This window comes from Pseudomonas hamedanensis (assembly GCF_014268595.2).
Taxonomy (GTDB): Bacteria; Pseudomonadota; Gammaproteobacteria; order Pseudomonadales; family Pseudomonadaceae; genus Aquipseudomonas; species Aquipseudomonas hamedanensis.
In genome coordinates this window covers 4,104,458-4,124,131 of sequence record NZ_CP077091.1, presented here as the reverse complement: position 1 = coordinate 4,124,131, position 19,674 = coordinate 4,104,458, and the positions used below count along the sequence as shown (strand labels likewise).

18 protein-coding genes and 1 pseudogene are annotated in these 19,674 nt (G+C 61.6%); 9 read left to right on the top strand and 10 right to left on the bottom strand.

Translation table 11 applies throughout. The features are described 5' to 3' along the window. Positions 1–9 precede the first annotated feature (9 nt). Genes HU739_RS17845 through HU739_RS17810 form a run of 8 tightly spaced genes read left to right on the top strand, consistent with a single transcriptional unit; the run spans position 10 to position 9,019 of the window. Entirely contained in the window at positions 10–924 is a 915-nt protein-coding gene (locus tag HU739_RS17845; RefSeq protein WP_186546192.1) for a GDP-mannose 4,6-dehydratase, read from the top strand. Next, a complete protein-coding gene (gene gmd, locus HU739_RS17840) occupies positions 921–1,892 on the top strand; it encodes a GDP-mannose 4,6-dehydratase (protein ID WP_186546193.1) in 972 nt (323 codons plus the stop codon). The genes HU739_RS17845 and gmd overlap by 4 nt, the downstream gene beginning before the upstream one ends. A gap of 3 nt (positions 1,893–1,895) precedes the next feature. Next, positions 1,896–3,338 (top strand): mannose-1-phosphate guanylyltransferase/mannose-6-phosphate isomerase, encoded by a 1,443-nt coding sequence (locus HU739_RS17835; RefSeq protein ID WP_186546194.1) that lies wholly within the window; start codon positions 1,896–1,898, stop codon positions 3,336–3,338. Next, on the top strand, positions 3,339–4,136 hold the full coding sequence (locus HU739_RS17830) for an ABC transporter permease (RefSeq protein ID WP_186546195.1): 798 nt from the start codon (positions 3,339–3,341) through the stop codon (positions 4,134–4,136). Next, entirely contained in the window at positions 4,136–5,401 is a 1,266-nt protein-coding gene (locus HU739_RS17825; RefSeq protein ID WP_186546196.1) for an ABC transporter ATP-binding protein, read from the top strand. The genes HU739_RS17830 and HU739_RS17825 overlap by 1 nt, the downstream gene beginning before the upstream one ends. Then, positions 5,398–6,774: a glycosyltransferase family 4 protein gene (locus HU739_RS17820; protein ID WP_186546197.1), complete on the top strand. Its 1,377-nt coding sequence runs from the start codon at positions 5,398–5,400 to the stop codon at positions 6,772–6,774. Before HU739_RS17825 ends, HU739_RS17820 begins: the two co-directional genes overlap by 4 nt. Beyond that, a complete protein-coding gene (locus HU739_RS17815; protein ID WP_186546198.1) occupies positions 6,758–7,888 on the top strand; it encodes a glycosyltransferase family 4 protein in 1,131 nt (376 codons plus the stop codon). The genes HU739_RS17820 and HU739_RS17815 overlap by 17 nt, the downstream gene beginning before the upstream one ends. Then, a complete protein-coding gene (locus HU739_RS17810; protein WP_186546199.1) occupies positions 7,889–9,019 on the top strand; it encodes a glycosyltransferase family 4 protein in 1,131 nt (376 codons plus the stop codon). It begins immediately after the preceding gene. Positions 9,020–9,150: 131 nt separating this feature from the next. On the opposite strand, the pseudogene HU739_RS17805 reads toward HU739_RS17810, so the two are convergent. From HU739_RS17805 to serC, 9 genes and pseudogenes are all read right to left on the bottom strand, one after another. Continuing rightward, positions 9,151–9,882 (bottom strand): annotated as a pseudogene (locus HU739_RS17805) (flavin reductase family protein); the annotation flags it as partial. A 16-nt stretch (positions 9,883–9,898) separates the two neighbouring features. Further along, the gene (locus HU739_RS26915) at positions 9,899–10,033 is read right to left on the bottom strand and encodes a hypothetical protein (RefSeq protein ID WP_264082155.1); all 135 of its coding nucleotides are present in this window, start codon (positions 10,031–10,033) and stop codon (positions 9,899–9,901) included. A gap of 22 nt (positions 10,034–10,055) precedes the next feature. Beyond that, the gene (locus HU739_RS17800; protein WP_186546200.1) at positions 10,056–10,682 is read right to left on the bottom strand and encodes a glutathione S-transferase family protein; all 627 of its coding nucleotides are present in this window, start codon (positions 10,680–10,682) and stop codon (positions 10,056–10,058) included. Positions 10,683–10,785: 103 nt separating this feature from the next. After that, complete coding sequence (locus tag HU739_RS17795) at positions 10,786–11,712, bottom strand: LysR family transcriptional regulator (protein ID WP_186546201.1); 927 nt, start codon at positions 11,710–11,712, stop codon at positions 10,786–10,788. Positions 11,713–12,060: 348 nt separating this feature from the next. Beyond that, entirely contained in the window at positions 12,061–13,326 is a 1,266-nt protein-coding gene (gene glyA, locus HU739_RS17790) for a serine hydroxymethyltransferase (protein ID WP_186546202.1), read from the bottom strand. Positions 13,327–13,351: 25 nt separating this feature from the next. Further along, the gene (locus tag HU739_RS17785; protein WP_186546203.1) at positions 13,352–14,533 is read right to left on the bottom strand and encodes an aspartate aminotransferase family protein; all 1,182 of its coding nucleotides are present in this window, start codon (positions 14,531–14,533) and stop codon (positions 13,352–13,354) included. A 23-nt stretch (positions 14,534–14,556) separates the two neighbouring features. Next, on the bottom strand, positions 14,557–15,402 hold the full coding sequence (locus tag HU739_RS17780) for a YggS family pyridoxal phosphate-dependent enzyme (protein WP_186546204.1): 846 nt from the start codon (positions 15,400–15,402) through the stop codon (positions 14,557–14,559). Then, a complete protein-coding gene (locus HU739_RS17775) occupies positions 15,402–16,655 on the bottom strand; it encodes a benzoate/H(+) symporter BenE family transporter (protein WP_186546205.1) in 1,254 nt (417 codons plus the stop codon). The genes HU739_RS17780 and HU739_RS17775 overlap by 1 nt, the downstream gene beginning before the upstream one ends. Before the next feature lie 123 nt (positions 16,656–16,778). Further along, positions 16,779–17,861 carry a 3-phosphoserine/phosphohydroxythreonine transaminase gene (serC, locus tag HU739_RS17770; RefSeq protein WP_186546206.1) on the bottom strand — a complete coding sequence of 361 codons (1,083 nt, stop codon included), beginning with the start codon at positions 17,859–17,861 and terminating at the stop codon, positions 16,779–16,781. A gap of 134 nt (positions 17,862–17,995) precedes the next feature. Between serC and pdxR the strand changes: the two genes are divergently transcribed. After that, positions 17,996–19,492, top strand: a complete 1,497-nt coding sequence (gene pdxR, locus HU739_RS17765) for a MocR-like pyridoxine biosynthesis transcription factor PdxR (RefSeq protein ID WP_186546207.1) — start codon at positions 17,996–17,998, stop codon at positions 19,490–19,492. On the opposite strand, the gene HU739_RS17760 is transcribed toward pdxR, so the two are convergent. After that, positions 19,489–19,665, bottom strand: a complete 177-nt coding sequence (locus HU739_RS17760) for a hypothetical protein (RefSeq protein WP_186546208.1) — start codon at positions 19,663–19,665, stop codon at positions 19,489–19,491. The two genes, pdxR and HU739_RS17760, sit on opposite strands and share 4 nt — an antisense overlap. Between the last annotated feature and the right edge of the window lie 9 nt (positions 19,666–19,674).

Here is a 19,674-nt window from a genome sequence, read left to right as displayed (position 1 = left end):
GGTCGCTGTTTGAAAAAGCGTCTGTTCGTCACGGGCCTCAGTGGCTTCGTGGGGCAACATCTTCAATCACGTCTGGCCTTGCCCGACTCGTCGTGGGAGCTGCTGCCTGCCGCCGCCTCTTACGACCTCACGGATGTCGGCAGCCTCACTGATCTATGGCCACAAATGCCGGACGCGGTCATACATCTGGCCGGCCAGACCTTCGTGCCGGAAGCCTTTCGCGACCCGGCCCGCACCCTCGACATCAATCTGTTCGGTACCCTCAATCTATTGCAGGCGCTAAAGGCGCGTGGCTTTTGCGGCACCTTCCTGTATGTCAGCTCGGGCGATGTTTACGGTCAGGTCGAAACCAGCGCCCTGCCGATCACCGAGCAACAAGCGCCCCTGCCGCGCAATCCCTATGCAGTGAGCAAACTCGCGGCGGAATTTCTTACGCTGCAATGGGGCCTGAGCGAAGCCTGGCCGGTGTTGGTCGCGCGGCCGTTCAACCACATCGGCACCGCGCAGAAGGACAGCTTCGTCATCGCCAGTGCCGCCCGGCAGATCTGCCGCATCAAACAGGGTCTGCAGGCGCCACAACTGGAAGTCGGCGATATCGACGTGACCCGCGATTTTCTTGATGTCAGCGACGTGGTTTCGGCCTACCTCGCACTCTTGGAAAACGCCACGCCGGGGCAGGTCTACAACATCTGCTCGGGCCGTGAGCAAAGCATCCGCAGCCTGATCGAGCAATTGGCTGATCTGGCCGAAGTCGAAGTGCAACTGGTTCAGGACCCGGCGCGCATGCGCCGTGCCGAGCAGCGCCGCGTTTGCGGCAGCCACGCCAGACTGGCGAAAACCACCGGATGGTCGCCGGCCATCACCACACAACAATCCCTGCGGGCGATTCTGTCCGACTGGGAGACGCGAGTACGACAAGAATGACAAAAAGTGCATTGATCACAGGGATCACCGGTCAGGACGGCGCGTATCTGGCCAAACTGCTGCTGGACAAGGGCTACAAGGTCCACGGCCTGGTGGCACGACGCAGCAGCGATTCGCGCTGGCGCCTGCGCGAGATGGGGGTCGAAGCCGACATCGTCTATCTGGACGGCGACATGGCCGATGCCTGCTCGGTCCAGCGCGCGGTCATCAAGTCTGCGCCGGACGAGGTCTATAACCTCGCCGCGCAGAGTTTTGTCGCCGCGTCCTGGGATCAACCGGTGACCACCGGCATCGTCGATGGCCTGGGCGTCACCCACTTGCTCGAAGCGATCCGCCAGTTCAGCCCGCACACGCGCTTTTATCAGGCCTCGACCAGCGAAATGTTCGGCCTGATCCAGGCTGAGCAGCAGGACGAGAACACCCCGTTCTACCCGCGCAGCCCTTACGGCGTGGCCAAGTTGTATGGTCACTGGATCACCGTCAACTACCGCGAAAGCTTCAACCTGCACGCCAGCAGCGGCATCCTCTTCAACCATGAATCGCCACTGCGCGGCATCGAATTCGTTACCCGCAAAGTCACCGATGCCGCCGCACGCATCAAGCAGGGCAAACAGCAGACGCTGGCCCTGGGCAACATCGACGCAAAACGCGACTGGGGCTTTGCCGGCGATTACGTCGAAGCCATGTGGCTGATGCTGCAACAGGACAAGCCTGACGACTATGTGGTCGCCACCGGCGTCACCACCACGGTGCGCGAGATGTGCCGCATCGCTTTCGATCATGTCGGCCTCAATTACCGCGACTACGTCAAGATCGACCCGGCGTTCTTCCGGCCGGCGGAAGTCGAAGTGCTGCTCGGCAACCCGGCCAAGGCCCAGCGCGTGCTGGGCTGGAAACCGAAAACCGACCTGGACACCTTGATCCGCATGATGATGGATGCGGACATGCAACGCGTTGCCAAGGAGTAGGCCATGCTGATTCCCGTGATTCTGTCCGGCGGTGCCGGCACCCGTTTATGGCCGGTGTCCCGCGAGGGCCACCCCAAGCCGTTCATGATTCTGCCCGACGGCCAGTCGCTGCTGGGCAAGACCTACCAGCGGGCTGCCGCGCTGCTCGACGGCTGGGGCGACATTGTCACGGTGACCAACCGCGAGTACTACTTCCAGAGCAAGGATCACTATTGCGCGGCTCAGGTATCACGCCATCGCGGCCACTTCCTGCTGGAGCCGAGCGGACGCAACACGGCTCCCGCCATTGCCGCGGCAGCGCTCTCATTGCAAGCCTTGCACGGTGACGACGCGATTATGGTGGTGATGCCCGCCGACCATCTGATCGTCAATCAGGACGCGCTGAAAAGCGCCGTCGAACATGCCGTAAATCTGGCGAAAGACGGTTATCTGGTGACCTTCGGCGTGATCCCGACCGCACCGGAAACCGGCTTCGGTTATATCGAGACCGGCGCGCCACTCGATGCCAGGGGCGCGGCGAAAGTCCAGCGCTTCGTCGAGAAGCCGGACCTGCAAACCGCCACGCACTACCTGGAAAGCGGCGACTTTCTGTGGAACTCAGGCATGTTCTGCTTTACCACCGCGACGCTGATTGCCGAGCTGCAAGTGCATGCGCCCGAGCTGCTGGAGCAGACCCGAGCGTGCATGGCCGCCAGCGCTCCGGTGGAAAACGCCGGTTGTCTGCAACAGGAACTGGCGCCGGCGCTGTTCGCTGAAATCACCGATATCTCCATCGACTACGCGTTGATGGAACGTTCCGACAAAGTCGTCGTGGTGCCCGCCGGCTTCGACTGGAGCGATATCGGTTCGTGGGGCGCCGTCGCCGCGCTGATACCGGCCGATGCCGACAACAATCGCGCCAACGGCGAAGCGATTTTCATCGACAGCCATAACAACTTCGTCCAGAGCGACGGGCGCCTGGTGGCCACCGTCGGTGTGGACAACCTGATCATCGTCGACACCGCCGATGCGGTGCTGGTAGCGCATGCCGACCGCGCCCAGGACGTGCGCCGCGTCGCCAGGCAACTCAAGGACAAATCCCACGAGGCCTATCGCCTGCACCGCACGGTCAGCCGCCCGTGGGGCACCTACACCGTGCTTGAGGAAGGTCCGCGCTTCAAGATCAAGCGCATCGTGGTCAAGCCCGGCGGCAAGCTGTCGCTGCAGATGCACCACCATCGCAATGAACACTGGGTGGTCGTCGAAGGCATGGCCAAGGTCACTAACAACGGCTCCGGCACGACGCTGGTCGCCAAGAACGAATCGACATTCATCGCCGCCGGCCACAAGCATCGTCTGGAAAACCCCGGCGTGATCGATCTGGTGATCATCGAAGTGCAGAGCGGCGAATACCTGGGAGAGGACGATATCGTCCGCTTCGAAGACCAATACGGCAGGACGGTCTGAATGCTGCTTTCCCTTTACCGCTCGCTGCGCAGCTACCGCGGATTCATCTTCGGCAGCGTCAAGCGCGAATTCCAGACGCGCTATCGCAATTCGCTGTTCGGTGCGCTGTGGACGGTACTCAATCCGTTATCGATGATCGTGGTGTATACCGTGATCTTTTCTCAGATCATGCGCGCCCGCCTGCCCGGCGTAGAGGATGGCCTGGCCTACAGCGTGTACCTGTGCGCAGGCCTGTTGACCTGGGGCCTGTTCGCCGAGATCACTACGCGCAGCCAGAGCATGTTTCTGGAAAATGCCAACCTGTTGAAGAAAATCAGCTTCCCGCGCATTTGCCTGCCGGTCATTACGCTGCTCAATGCCGGGGTCAATTTTGCAATCATCCTGGGCCTGTTTTTCGGTTTCCTGTTGATCAGCGGACGTCTGCCCGGCATGGCGTTGCTGGCGCTGATACCGTTGCTGATGTTGCAAGTACTGTTTGCCGCCGGACTGGGCATGTTGCTCGGCGTCCTCAATGTGTTCTTTCGTGATGTCGGGCAGATGTTCGGCATCTGCCTGCAATTCTGGTTCTGGCTGACCCCGATCGTTTATCCGCTGTCGATTCTCCCCCCCGGCATCCAGCACCTTATCGGCCTCAACCCGATGACAGCGCTGATGACCAGCTACCAGAACGTTTTCCTCTACAACCAATGGCCCGACTGGCATTCCCTGTTGCCGCTGCTGATCCTCGGCCTGCTGTGCTGTGCCATGGCCCTGCGCCTGTTTCGTCAGCGTGTCGGTGAAATGGTGGACGAACTCTGATGGGACATATACGCGTCACGGGCCTGGCCAAGGCCTACAAGCAATACCCCAATCGCTGGAGCCGCCTGCTGGAGTGGCTGGTGCCGTTCTCACGGCCCCGCCATCACTTGCACTGGATCCTGCAAGACGTCGATTTCGAGATCAAACCCGGTGAAGCCGTGGGCATCGTCGGTGTCAACGGCGCGGGTAAAAGCACCCTGCTGAAAATGATCACCGGTACCACGCAACCGACCCGTGGACAGATTCAACTGCAAGGCCGCGTGGCCGCCTTGCTCGAACTGGGCATGGGCTTTCACCCAGACTTCACCGGCCGCCAGAACGCGTTCATGGCCGGGCAGTTGCTGGGCATGCAGGTCGAAGAGATCGAAGCGTTGATGCCGCAAATCGAGCACTTTGCCGAAATCGGCGAGGCCATCGATCACCCCGTACGCACCTATTCCAGCGGGATGCAGATGCGCCTGGCGTTCAGCGTCGCGACCGCGCGACGTCCGGACATCCTGATCGTCGACGAGGCGTTGTCGGTGGGCGATGCCTATTTCCAACACAAAAGCTTCGACCGCATCCGCAGCTTTCGCAAAGCCGGCACGACCCTGTTGATCGTCTCCCATGATCGTTCCGCCATTCAGTCGATCTGCGACACGGCCATCCTCCTGGAAAACGGTCGTCTGGCCATGCGCGGCAAGCCGGAAGAAGTCATGGACTACTACAACGCCATGCTCGCCCAGCGCGAAGGCCAGACCGTGCGCCAGGAAATGCTCGCCAACGGACAGGTGCAAACCATTTCCGGTACGGGTGAGGCCGGCATCGTCAGTGTGCGCTTGCTTGATGCGCAGGGCCGCAGTCTGGAAGTGGCCGAGGTCGGCCAGCCCGTGGTGCTGGAGGTGCAGACCGAAGTGCGTCAGGACATCGAGCGTCTGGTGCTGGGCTTCATGATCAAGGATCGCCTGGGCCAGGCGATCTATGGGATCAACACCCACCGACTGGACAAGGCCGTCACCGACCTGACCGCCGGCGAGCGCGTGACCTTCCGTTTCGCCTTCGACATGCGCCTGGGCAAGGGCAATTATTCGGTGGCCCTGAGCCTCTCGCGCCTGGACTCGCACCTGGACCGCAATTACGAATGGCGCGACTACGGGCTGGTCTTCCACGTGATCAACAACCGCCAGGAAGATTTTGTCGGCTGCTCGTGGCTCCAGGCGCAGACCGCCATCAGCCGAAGCAGTGACCACCTTGAACAAGCGCCGGATACGGAGATGCTGCGATGACGCGATTGTTGGTTGAATGCACTTACGTCTTCGAACACCCCACCGCCAACTCGGGCATTCAGCGGGTGGTGCGTAACGTCATTCAGCAACTGCCGCCGCCCAACGAAAAAACCCAATGCATCCCGGTGGTGATGATCAATGGCGGCCTGTATGAGGTAAAAAGCCTGGCACCGTTGAAGTCGCCGAAGCTCGATCTGACCGGCCTGCGGGTGAAGCTGGAGCAATGGAGAAACGGCTTCTGGCTACGCCATCGCGCCGTGGAGCGGCGGCGTCCCTTCAGTCAGTCACACTTTGCCCGCCGGGTGCTTTACGTCGGCTGCCGGCTCACGGCACTCGCCTGTTTCAGTGTGCCGATGCGCCTGCTCGATCGGGTGCTCAGGGGCCAGCAGATTCCGCAACGCTGCGTGCCACTGGCGCACCGGGCCGGCGATCAACTGGTGCTGCTCGACTCGTCCTGGCACGCGAATTTTTTCCCGTTGGCCGAACAACTCAAACGTGACGGCGTGGGCATCGTGTCGGTCATTTATGACCTTATTCCATTGACTCACCCACAGTTCTGCGACGCCGGACTGGTCAAGGTCTTCAACGACTGGTTCGACTGGATCGCCCGCACCGCCGACGGCTATGTGGCGATCTCGACCACCATTCGCGATCAGGTGCGCGAGGAAATGCTGCGCAGGATCGGCGCACAACAGGTCGCACACCGCTGGTTCGATTATTTCCACCTGGGCTCGGAACTGGATTTGAGTGCTGCCGACGTTGCCGTCGACCGGAACTTGCTGAAGATGTTTGAAAAACCGCAGCCGGTGTTTCTCATGGTCAGCACCATCGAGCCGCGCAAAAACCATGCTTATCTGCTTGATGCGTTCGAACGTGCCTGGGCCGCAGGCGGCAACGCCAGGTTATGCATCGTCGGCAAGATCGGCTGGAAGTGCGAGGCGCTGATCGAACGCATCCGCCAGCACCCCGAATTGAACCGACGCTTGTTCATGTTTAACGAACTCTCGGACAAAAGCCTGGAGCACGCCTACTCCCACGCTACGGCACTGGTGTTCCCGTCCCACGTCGAAGGCTTCGGCCTGCCGCTGGTAGAAGCCATGCAACGCGGCTTGCCGGCGATGGGTAGCGATATTCCGGTGTTTCGCGAAATCGGTGGCGATTACATGGCCTATTTCAACCTCGCCGACCCGCAGAGCCTGACCGATCTGCTGATCGACATGGAGCGCACCCGAGTCTTCCCGGCGCCATTGAGCCTGGAACACTGGCGCTGGCTGAGCTGGCGCGAGGCAAGCGCACAATTGGTCGAGCGTATCGAACGTCACCTCAACCCTGCCCTGCCAGCGCTTGAAGGTCAGCATGCGCATTGCTCTTAACGCGCGGATTCTGCAGGCGCCGCGCACCGGCATCGGCCATTACGTGGCTGGACTGGTCAACGCCTTGCGCAACGAGCCCGACGTTGAGGTGACGCTGTTCCATGGCTGGGGCTGGAGCTCGGTGCTGCCGCAAGCGGCCATGCCTGGTTACTCGCGTCTGACACCGCTGCTGCGGCAGATCCCCGGGGCGTATCAGGCGCGCCGCTGGCTGGAGCAGAAACGCTTCGATCAGGGCCGCGCGCAAGGCATCGACCTTTATCACGAGCCGAGCCTGTGGCCGCTGGCCTTCGACGGCCCGACGGTAATCACCCTGCATGATCTGACTCATCTGCATTTCCCGCAGACCCAGCCACCGGCACGGCTCAAGGAGATCGAGCGGCGACTGGCCCTGGGCGTGCAGCAGGCACACGTGATTCTCACCGACTCGCAAGCCATTGCCGACGAAGCCCAAGACTATTTCGCCCTGCCTGCCGAACGTTTTGTGGTGGCGCCGCTGGGGGTCGCCGAACGCTTTCATCCGCGCGAAGCGAGCGCCATTGATGCAGTGCTCAAGGCCCATGCGGTGACGGCGCGCGAATATTTCCTCTGTGTGGGCACGCTGGAGCCGCGCAAAAACCTCGGCCTGGCCTTGCGCGCTCACGCGCTGTTACCCGAAACCGTGCGCCAGCGCTTTCCGCTGCTGATCGTGGGCATGGCCGGGTGGCAACGCGAGCAGTTCAACGACCCCCTGCGTCAGGCGCTGGCCAGCGGACATGTGTGCCTGCTCGGTTATTTGCCCGATGAACAGGTAGCGCAATTGTTGGCTGGCGCCAAGGCGCTGATTTTTCCGTCGCGGTATGAGGGATTTGGTCTGCCGGTACTGGAGGCCATGGCCAGCGGTACACCGGTGGTGCTCACTGACGCTTCGGCCATGCCGGAAGTCGCGGGCCCGGCGGGCAACTACATTGAAGCTGACGATGCAGAAGGCTTGCGTGATGCGCTGAGCCGGCTGATCGACGATCACGCGCATTGGCAGGCATGCCGACACGCCGGATTGCAGCAGGCACGGCTGTTTTCCTGGGAACGTTGTGCACAGGCCACGGCCGGTGCCTACCGCCAGGCCATGGGAGGTTGAATGCGAGTTCTTCATTTTTTCAAGACGTACCTGCCGGACTCGGTCGGTGGCATCGAGCAAGTCATCTTCCAGCTCTGCGAGAGCGGTGCCCAGCATGGCATTGACGGCCAGGTCCTGACGCTCAGCGCCGACCCGACGCCGGCGGTGGTGCAATTGGGTCAGCATGAAGTCCACCGGGCGCGCCTGGATATTCAGTTCGCCTCCACCGGTTTTTCCTGGAGCGTGTTCAAGCAGTTTCGCGAATTGGCCGCTGAAGCCGACGTGGTCAATTACCACTTCCCGTGGCCGTTCATGGACCTGGTGCATTTCGCCAGTGCCCTGAACAAACCGAGCGTGGTCACCTACCACTCGGACATCATCCGCCAGAAACACCTGCTCAAACTCTACCGACCGCTGATGAACCGCTTTCTCGCCAGCGCCGATCGCATCGTCGCGGCCTCGCCGAACTACCTGCACACCAGCGATGTGCTGCAGCAATTTCAAGACAAGACCCGGGTCATCCCCTACGGCTTGAACAAGGCCGGTTATCCACAGGCTGACAGCGAGCGCATGAATCGCTGGCGCCAGCACCTTGGGGATAAGTTTTTTCTGTTCGTCGGCGTGATGCGTTATTACAAAGGCTTGCACATCCTGCTCGACGCCATGAAAGACGTCGACTATCCGGTGGTGATTGTCGGCGCCGGTCCGCTGGAGCTGGAACTGCATGCCCAGGCGCAGGCATTGGGCCTGCGCAACGTTCACTTTCTCGGACGTCTGGGTGATGAAGACAAGGTGGCGCTGCTGCAATTGAGCTACGCCATCGTCTTCCCGTCTCATCTGCGCTCGGAAGCGTTTGGTATTTCGCTGCTGGAAGGAGCGATGTACGGCAAACCGATGATTTCCAGCGAGATTGGCACCGGTACCAGCTACATCAATATCCACAACGAAACCGGACTGGTAGTGCCACCCAGTCATCCACAGGCATTTCGCGAGGCGATGCGCACGCTCTGGGACAACCCGGATCGTGCCGCGGCCATGGGTCTCAAGGCCGAGGCGCGATACCGGCAGCTATTCACCGCCGATGACATGGGTCGCAAGTGGACAGCGCTGTATCAGGAACTGCTGGAAGAAAAGGCCCTGTCCTACGCTTGATTCAGGTCGAAACACATTCACCCTGTGGGAGCGAGCCTGCTCGCGAAAGCGTCAAGTCAGCCGCTGAAGTCTTTACTGGCAGTCCGCATTCGCGAGCGGGCTCACTCCCACAAGGTTCCGATGGGTGCGCTTTAGAGATCCAGCACCAGCGGCTGTGCACTCTGCGCCGGCACCGCACAGCAAATAAGCACATGCCCCGCTTCGGGAATCTCCGCCGGCACCTGTGGATAATTTACCGCACCACTGACCAGGCGGGTCTTGCAGGTGCCACACGAACCGCCGCGGCAACTGAATTCCGGGCGCAATCCGCGGCTTTCCGCCAGTTCCAACAGGCTGCCGCCCTCTGGCTGCCAACGCGCCTCTTTCGCCGAGCGCTCGAACACCACCGGCACCGAAGTGGTCGCTGCTGGCGGTTGTTCGATGACGATCGCATCCGCATCCGCTTGGCGTTTCAAGGTCGACGGGCCGAAGGTTTCCGCATGAATATGTGCGTCCCGCACATCCAGTTCACGCAGGCTGTCGTACAGCCCCTGAGTGAAACCGCCGGGACCACAGAGCACGAAGTCGATCTGGTCGAAATCGTCGACGTCGAGCAGATTACGCAACACGGGGCCATCGATACGCACAGTCAGATCGAAATCTTCGCCCTCGTGCGCATCGGCCTCCGGTTGGCTGAGCAAGCGCAGGACCCGCACGGCCTCACCGGAGCGCTCGAGCAAGCGGTCCAGTTCCTGACGAAACGGCTGATCGGCGAGGCTGCGCGAACTTTGCAGCAACAATGTCGGGCGGATCCCGCGCGTGCGCAGCCCTTGATAAACCACCTCGCGCAACATCGACAGCAACGGCGTGATGCCGACAGCCGAGCAGCATGAATGGCAATTACCGGTAGAATTCGCGGTGCTGATCCGGCATCCAGCTGCGAATGACTTTGCGTCCGAACGCTTCCATGCGTTCAGCCACTCCTGCATGGGACTGCAACTGCTGCTCGCCGGCGTGCCAAGGTGAACGTTCCATCACGATTCCCCCCCTGCGCCTGTCAGGCTGAAGTTTGCAGACCGGCGATCGTGCGCGGCATGCCGACGAAACCGGGCAAGGCTTCGACCCGGGCCAGCCAGGCGCGAACGTTGCCATAGTCGTCCAGCGAGACATTGCCCTCCGGCGCGTGGGCGATATAGCTGTAGGCGGAAACGTCGGCAATGCTCGGTTCGGCGCCGGCCAGGAACGCAGTTTTGCCCAACTCGACATCCATTACCTTGAGCAGATTGTGCGCACGGGCGATCGCTTCTTTAGCGTTCAAGTGGGCACCAAACACTGTCACCAAACGCGCGGCCGCGGGGCCAAAGGCAATCGGGCCGGCCGCGGCGGACAACCAGCGCTGCACCCGCGCCGCACCGACAGGGTCGGCCGGCAACCAACGCCCGTTGCCGTATTTTTGCGCCAGGTACACCAGAATCGCGTTGGAGTCGGCGAGCACCACGCCGCCGTCATCGATGGCCGGCACCTGACCAAAACTGTTGATCGCCAGATAGGCAGGCTGCTTGTGCTCGCCTTTCGCCAGATCGACGAAAATCAGCTCGGTCGGCAACTGCAACAGGGACAACATCAGCTCGACGCGGTGGGCATGGCCGGAACGCGGGAAGTTGTAGAGTTTGATCGCTTGCATGGTCGACTCCGCTGGGTGAGGGTGGCGTCCGAGTTGACGTCACCGATGGCAGCAATCTTCCACGTTTGTTCAAAACAACAGAATAACCAGCAACCGCAATCGATTATTTCACTGGGTGTAATAACGCTGCGTTCTGCAGGGCCGGGTGCTCGCGCAAGGCCTGCACGGTGAAGTCGACGAAACTGTGCACCCGTGCTGCAGCCTTGCGTCCGCCCTGATAGACAACATGAATGGGCAATGCCGGCAGCTCGAACTCGGCGAGGACGATCTCCAGTTCGCCGGCCGCCACCTTGCTTGCCACTTGATACGACAGTACCCGCGTCAACCCCAGGCCGAGACAGGCCGCCGTGATAGCCGCCTGGTTAGCAGTTACCACCAGCCGCGGCTCAGGGCGCACGAGCAACGGTTCGCCGTGTTCCAGAAACGGCCAGTTGCGTGGCTGCCAGGCAGCAGAAGTCGCCACCACCGGCATTGCGGACAGCGCCTGCGGATGTTGCGGCCGACCATGTTGCGCCAGGTATAGCGGCGAACCACACACCACGCGCCGCACCTCGCCGACGCGAATCGCATGCTGACTGCTGTCCGGCAGTTCACCGATGCGCACCGCCACATCAATGCCCTCCTCGACCATGCTCACCACCCGATCGAGCAACAGCGCATTGATCGAAACGTCCGGATACTGCGTCAGATACGCCGCCATCAGCGGCGTCACGAACAGCTCGCCAAACAACACCGGCGCCGTCACCGTCAATTGCCCGCGCGGCTGCGCATGGCTGCCCGCCGCCGAATCCTCAGCTTCCTGCACTTCCAGCAGAATCCGCCGACAGTCGTCCAGATAACGCTGACCGGCTTCGGTCAGATGCACGCTGCGCGTGGTCCGCACCAACAACTGCGTACCGATCCGCAGCTCCAGCGCCGCCACCGCCCGCGTCACACTCGCCGCCGACAACCCCAGCCGCCGCGCAGCGGCAGAGAAACCCTGCTCTTGAGCGATGGTGATGAAGATGTGCATTTCCTGGAAGCGGTCCATGAAAATCCCCCGGGTCGGACACAACAATCGCAGCCGAAGCTGCGATTGTTGGAGTGTTGAATTTTGTGAATCAGAACTGTCGCACTGGGCTTGATGCCGCCCTGACAGTCAGTCATGCGAGCAGTGAAACATCAACATTGCCGTCCCGGTACATTGGGCGTAAAGCGAATTGATCACAATGATCAATTTATTAGAGTCGCAAGCGCCTGTTGTCCTGGCATCTGGATGCGGCTTTGGAGGATTGTGGGCAATTGCCAGGTCAATGGTGCGTGGGCGTGGCCAAAGGGGTCGCCTGATAAAACAGTTAATACCAGGCCACCACCCGATCAGGCAATGGCCGGGCCAGACTCAGCGATAGACCGGAAAACGACGGCACAGCGCGACAACCTGTTCGCGCACGTGGTGCCCGACCTTGTCACTGCTTCCGTTTTCCAGGGCGTCCAGTATGTCGCATAACCAGCCGGCCACTTGCTCGCAGGCTTCCACGCCAAACCCGCGGGTGGTCACCGCCGGGGTACCGATACGAAGGCCGGATGTCACAAACGGTGAGCGCGGGTCATTCGGTACCGAGTTTTTGTTGGCGGTGATATAGGCATTGCTCAGGGCCGCGTCTGCCTCCTTGCCGGTGTAGGGCTTGTCGGACAGGTCGATCAGCATCATGTGGTTGTCGGTGCCGCCCGAGACGATCTTGTACCCGCGCTTCTGCAACACCCCGGCCATGGCCCGAGCGTTGATGACCACTTGGGTCTGGTAGATGCTGAACTCAGGCGCAAGCGCTTCCTTGAACGCCACGGCCTTGGCCGCGATCTGGTGCATCAGCGGCCCGCCCTGCACGCCGGGAAACACAGCGGAATCAAGCTTTTTGTAGAAAGCTTCATCCTGTCCCTTGGACAAAATCAAACCGCCGCGTGGCCCACGCAGGGTTTTGTGTGTGGTGCTGGTGACCACATGCGCATGGGGCAGCGGGTCTGGGTATTCGCCCGCGGCGACCAGCCCGGCGACGTGGGCCATATCGACCCAGAAAATAGCCCCGACCTTGTCGGCAATGCTGCGCATGCGTGCCCAGTCCTTGTACCGCGAATACGCAGAAAAACCACCGATCAGCATTTTTGGGCGTGTCTGCAGTGCGATTCGCTCCATCTCGTCATAGTCGAGAAAGCCGGTTTTCGGGTCCAGTCCGTAAGGCACGATGGTGTAGTGACGCCCCGAAAAATTGGCCGGGTTGCCGTGGGTCAAGTGACCGCCCTGGGCCAGGTTCATACCCATCACCGTATCACCGGGGTTGATCAGCGCCAGGAAGACCGCCGCGTTGGCCTGGGCGCCCGCATGGGGTTGCACGTTGGCGTAGTCGCAATCGAACAGGGCCTTGACCCGCTTGATGGCCAGCCGCTCGGCCACATCGACGTACTCGCAACCGCTGTAATAGCGCTTGCCGGGGTAGCCTTCGGCGTACTTGTTGGTGAGCACCGTGCTCTGGGTTTTCATGACCAGCGGGCTGGCATAGTTTTCCGAGGCGATCAGCTCGATATGGTCTTCCTGGCGATGCTCTTCGTTTTGAATCGATTCATACAGCTCAGGATCGAAAGCGTGGAGGGTCAGCGTCGAGTCGTACATGGGCAAAGTGTCCTTGGTCAAGAATTCAAGCGGCGGGTGACAGCAGGCGGGTGATGCGCGCGGCGATGTCGTCGATCTGTGCGTCATCGCAGATCAGCGGCGGCAACAGGCGCACGGTGTTGCCGCGTGTGACGGTGATCAGCAGACGTTGTTCTTCACGGGCCCGGCCGACCAGTTCGGCGCACGGGCCATTGAGTTCAATGCCGATCATCAAGCCGATGCCGCGAACGGACACCACCTGAGGATGGTTGCCCAGCGCGAGCTTCAAGGCCGCCAACAAGCGGCGGCCCGACGCTGCGGCGCGTTGCGGGATGTGATCGCGCTGCATGATGTCCAGCACTGTGCAGCCCACGCGGCACGCCAGCGGGTTACCGCCGAACGTGGACGCATGGTGGCCGGGGGAAAACAGCTGGGCGGCCTTGCCCCGCGCCAGGCATGCGCCGATGGGGAAACCGTTGCCCAGCGCTTTGGCCAGGGTAATGACGTCCGGCTTGATGTCCGCATGCTCAAAGCCAAACCAGGTACCGGTGCGGCCCAGCCCGGTCTGCACTTCATCGATCATCATCAGCCAGTCGTGTTCATCACACACTTGGCGCAGGGCCTGCAGGTAGCCGGCAGAGGCGGCGTGCACGCCCCCCTCACCCTGCACCGGCTCGACGAGCACCGCGACGATATCGGGAGACTGCGCCGCGATCTGGCGAATCGCCTCGATGTTGTCGAAAGGCACCCGCACAAAGCCCGGCATCAGGGGCTCGAAGCCGCGATGCACGGCGGGGTTGCCGGTGGCGGCGAGAGTGGCCAGGGTGCGCCCGTGAAAACTGTTTTCCATCACCAATACTTGCGGCTGGGCCACCTGCCGCGCGTTGGCATGCAGGCGGGCCAGTTTGAGCGCCGCCTCGTTGGCCTCCGCTCCGGAGTTGCAGAAAAACGCCCGTTGCATGCCCGATAACAGGCACAGTCGTTCGCCCAATTGCTCCTGCCATGGGATGCGAAACATGTTGGTCGTGTGCAGTAACACCGAGGCCTGTTCGGCGATGGCCGCGGCAATTTCGGGGTTGGCATGCCCCAGGCTCGTCACCGCCACGCCGGCGATGGCATCCAGGTATTCAACACCCTCGGTGTCCCACAACGAGGCGCCCTGGCCTCGGCTGAACGAAACCGGTTGTCGGGCTGAGGTGTGCATGAGGTAAGCGGGTACAGCGGACATTGCGGGCCTCCTGTAGAGGGGGATCAACGGCTGGGTGTGATCGATAACAACGTGTCTTCAATGGGAGGGCGGGCATCAGCGGTCGGCCAGTAATACGCATCCGGCATGGCTCGGGCACCGAAGATCGCCTGCCCGACGCGCACCACGGTCGAGCCCTCTTCAATGGCGACTTCAAAATCACCCGACATGCCCATCGACAACTCTTGCAGCGACACCCCGTCAGGGGCGCAATGACGCAACCGGTCGCGCAATTCACGCAGCCGGACGAAGCAAGGGCGTACCCGCAGCGCGTCGGCCGAGAACAGCGCCAGCGTCATCAACCCGCGAACCCGCAGCGTCGGGAACGCTGGCATTGCCTCAAGGAAAGCCGCCACGTCATCGGGCGCCAGCCCGTACTTGCTGGCTTCGCCGGAGGTATTGACCTGAACGAACACGTCCATCTGCCGATCCAGAATGCGCAGGCGACGGTCCAGCGCCTCGGCCACCCGCAGGCTGTCCAGGGCCTGGAATTCACTGGCGAAGCGCGCGACCTGCTTGGCCTTGTTGGTCTGCAAGTGGCCGATCACCGACCATTGCAAGTCTTGCAGGTCGGTCATGGCTTCCCACTTGCGCTGTGCTTCCTGCACCTTGTTCTCGCCCAACAGGCGGCAACCGGCGGCATAGGCCAGACGCAGATGAGCTTCATCAAAGGTTTTACTGACCGGCAGCAAGCGCACACCGGCCGGATCCCGCCCTACCCGATGGCACGCTTGGACAATGCGTTGCTGCACGGCGGCCAGGTTGCGGCGAAAGTCTTCGACACTGTCGGCCTGTGGGTAACGACCATGGCGCGCATGCAGGATGTTGAGGTCTTCGGTTTGATCAGGCATCAGTTGGCTGCTCCCTTGGTAGACACTGCAACCGGTTCGGCCTGTGGGCCTGCAGTCTTTTCACGACGCGGCAACTGCCCATTGAGTACGACATAGGCGGCCAGGCCGATGACCAGACCCCAGAACGCGCCACCGATGCCCAGCAAGGTGATATTGGCCGCGCAGGCCAGGAACGTGATCAGCGACGCTTCCCTCGATTTCACGTCCGCCATGGCATTGGCCAGGCTCGCGCCGAGTGTGCCCAGCAGAGCCAGCCCGGCCAGGGTGGTGATGAAGGTCGCCGGGAAGGCCATGAACACCGCCGCCAGGGTTACGCCGAAGATCCCCACCAGAATGTAGAAGATGCCCGCGGCCACGCCTGCGATCCAGCGTTGGGACGGGTCTTCCGACGCTTCCTTGCCCGTGCAGATAGCGGCGGTAATGGCCGCGATGTTGAAGGCATGAGAACCGAACGGCGCCATCAGCAGAGAACCCAGCCCGGTCACGCTGAGGATCGGGTTGGCACTGGTGTTGAAGCCGTCACTGCGCAGCACCAGCATGCCCGGCATGTACTGCCCGGTAAGGGTGATCAGAAACAGCGGCAACGCCACGCTCAACAACGCATTGATCGAGAACTCCGGGCGGGTGAACACCGGTGTCGCAAACTCCAGCGCCAGCCCTGTGAAATCCACGCGTGCCTGCATCAGCAGAAAGCCAAGCCCCAGCAGCAGAATGCCGACGACCGCGTAGCGCGCACTTAAACGCTTGAACAGAATGTAGGCGCCGATCAACACCCCGACCAATAACGGGTCGACGCTCATGCTGGCAAACGCACCGATGCCGAACTGCAACAAGATGCCGCCCAACAAGCCCGCTGCTACACCCGGCGGGATCAGGCGGACGGCTTTTTCAAAGTAACCGGATACGCCCAGCAGCACGAACGCTGCAGCCGAAATCATGTACGCCCCAATGGCTTCGGCGTAGGGTGTGGTCGCCAGGGCGACGATCAAAAATGCCGCCGCCGGGGTCGACCATGCGGTGATGATCGGCTCGCGGCTCATCCAACTGAGGAACAGCCCGGTCACCCCTACCCCGATCGACACAGACCAGACCCACGAAGCCGTCAGCTCGGGGCTGAGCCCTGCGACCTTGGCGGCCTGAAACACCAGGATGAAGGTGCCGCCGTAATTGACGATCACCGAAATCAACCCGGCAACCACCGGGTGCAGCAGGTCCCGCAGACGCAGGGACGAGAGGGATTGAGTAGATGACATAGGTCTTGGCTCCTTGCTGGACGATGCATCCGGCCGCTGGTAGGCGGTCATTTATAGCGGTTGAATGGCGGGTTTTACCCCTACGCTTTAACGCAGCAGACCAGACCACTTTTTGTGGTCGGCTCAGCCGTGCTCACGTGCAAAGGCGCTCATGAAATCGCACAGCGCTTCGACCGCCGCCACTGAAACGGCGTTGTAGAGGCTGGCGCGCAGGCCGCCGACGCTGACGTGGCCTTTGAGGCCGTTGAGGCCGGCCTGCTCCGCTTGCCGCAAAAAGGTCTTCTCCAGCGCCACTTCTGCCAAGCGGAAGGGCACGTTATTGATGGAGCGATAGGGTGCCTGCACCGAGTTGCGATAAAACCCGTCACTTTCATCGATGGCGCGGTAAAGCATTCGCGCCTTGGCCTGGTTGCGCTGATGCAGGGCCTGCAGACCGCCACTGCGCTTGATCCACTTGAGCGTCAGGCCTGTGAGGTACCAGGGGAAGGTCGCAGGGGTATTGAGCATCGACTGCGCGTCGCTGATGCGCGCGTAGTTGAGGATGTCCGGGGTAAAGGCATGGGAACGCTCCAGCAACGCCGGGTCCACGATGACCACCGTCAACCCGGCCACGCCCATGTTTTTCTGCGCGGCGGCATACACCAGCCCATGCCTGGCGATGTCGATCGGCTTGGACAGCAGGCTTGAACAGGCATCGCATACCAGCGGCGCGTCGCTCGAGGGCGTGTCGATGAACTGCACGCCGTGCACCGTCTCATTCTCGGTGTAGTGCAGGTAGGCGGCGTCGGCGTTAAGGCGCCAGTCCGAGGCGTGGGGGACATGGTCGAAACCGGACGCGTGGGCGCTGGCAACCACGCGCACATCGCAGTAGCGCCGGGCGGCCTCGATCGCCTTGCCCGACCAGAGGCCGGTGTGCAGGTAATCCGCCGTGCCTTTATCGCCGATCAGGTTCATCGGCACTTGTGCGAACTGCAACGAGGCGCCGCCTTGCAGGAACAGCACTTTGTAGGCGGGCGGCACCCCGAGAATATCGCGCAGGTCCCGTTCGGCATCACGGGCCACCGCCATGAATACCTGCGAACGATGGCTGATTTCCATCACCGACATGCCGGTGCCGGCAAAATCGAAAAACTCCTCGTGCGCCTGAGTGAGGACGTCCAACGGCACCGCGGTGGGGCCTGCACTGAAGTTGTGTGACCGAGCCATGGTTGAGTAACTCCTGTTCGAGAACGCTCGCCCTCGCGTCATCAATCGAGGTAAAGGTGCAGTAGCGAGGGCCAGAGTCTACGGATAAACTGGCCTGCCTTTACCTGCCAGTTCATGGAAAGAGAGCAGACCACATGGCCAAGACCTTCGAGCTGGAAACCCTGAAGATGCGCCTCAACGACGCTGAATTTCAGCTGCTGGATCTGCATCAGCGGATCCAGCGTGCATTGCGTGCGCTGATTCTCGACGGCGCCCTCGGCCCCGGCTTGAAACTGCCCGCCACGCGGGTGCTGTCCAAATCACTGGGGTGCGCCCGCGATACCGTTGAGAATGCTTATGTGCAGTTGCATCGGGACGGGTTTATCGTGCGCCGCGAAGGCGCCGGCAGTTACGTCTGCGACACGGTGGGCGTCGAATTGCGCGGTGCTGGCCGCCGACGCCTCAGGGCTCAGGAGATCAGGAGCAGCGTCGCCGCACCGGGCGCAGCACTCAGCCAACGCGGACGCATGATTTTCGACACCGGCGGCGTGCGCGATCAGCAAGTCATCAAGGCATTCGCCACCGGCCTGCCGGAAACCCGCAGTTTCCCGACGGATGTCTGGGAGCGTTTGCAGCGCCAGGTCATGAAGGACTATCGCGCAAGCGTGCTGCTGCATGGCGATCCACAAGGGGCTGAGCCCCTGCGCAAAGCGATCGCCACCTACCTGAACCTCGAACGCGGCGCCAAATGCTCCCCCGACCAGATACTGGTCTTGAGCAGTACGCGTCAGGCGTTGTATCTGTGCGCGCAATTGCTGGTAGACGCCGGCAAGCCTATCCTGATGGAAAACCCCGGCTACTATGGCGCCCGCAAGGCCTTCCAGATCGCCGAAACCAAGGTGATGCCCATTGATGTCGATGAACAGGGCATCCGTACCGACCTGTTGTACGCCGACCGCAGCGGCGCCAATTGCGTGTATGTCACGCCCTCTCACCAATACCCCACCGGCGCGACATTGCCGCTGGAGCGGCGTCTTGAGTTGATCAATTGGGCGGCGCAAAAAGGCAAGTGGATCATCGAGGACGACTACGACAGCGAGTTCCATTACGACGGGCAACCCACGGCGTGCGTGCAAGGCCTGGACAAGTATCAGCGCACGCTCTACATCGGCACGTTCAGCAAAACCCTCTACCCCGGACTGCGCATGGGATACATGGTGCTGCCCTGCGAACTGGTCAAGCCCTTTGCCTATGCGCGCAGCATGATGGACGGCCACACTCCGCAAACGCTGCAACTGACGCTGGCGCGCTTTATGGAGGACGGCCATTACAACGCGCATGTCCGGGCCATGCGCAAGCTATATGCCGGACGCCGATCGATCATGCACGACGCCATCGGCAAGTACTTGAGCACGGTGGTCAACGCCGAACTGCCGCCGGGCGGGTTGCAAATCCCCTGCTTGTTGAAAGCCGGATGGTCCGAGGAAAAAACCATCCGCCAGGCCGCCACCGCCGGTATGCAACTGTCCGGCCTCAGCGGCTTGTACGCGGGCGAACCGAAGCAACAGGGCTGGCTGCTGGGTTACTCCTCACTGACCGCGTATGAAATAGAAGCCGCCATGTTGCGTCTGGCCAACGCCCTGAAAATCTAATGGCCCAGCGCATAGTTCATCAGCAACTGCTGGGCCTGGACGGCCATCCGCGCACGCCGGGGCAGCATGGAGTGTTCAACCGTGCTGACGGGTTGCGGCTTGGCGGTGGTGAACAACCTGAAACGTGACGTGCGGGTAGCCGCCAGGCGGCCGGTGGGGATGATGTCGGGCATCGGATTTCC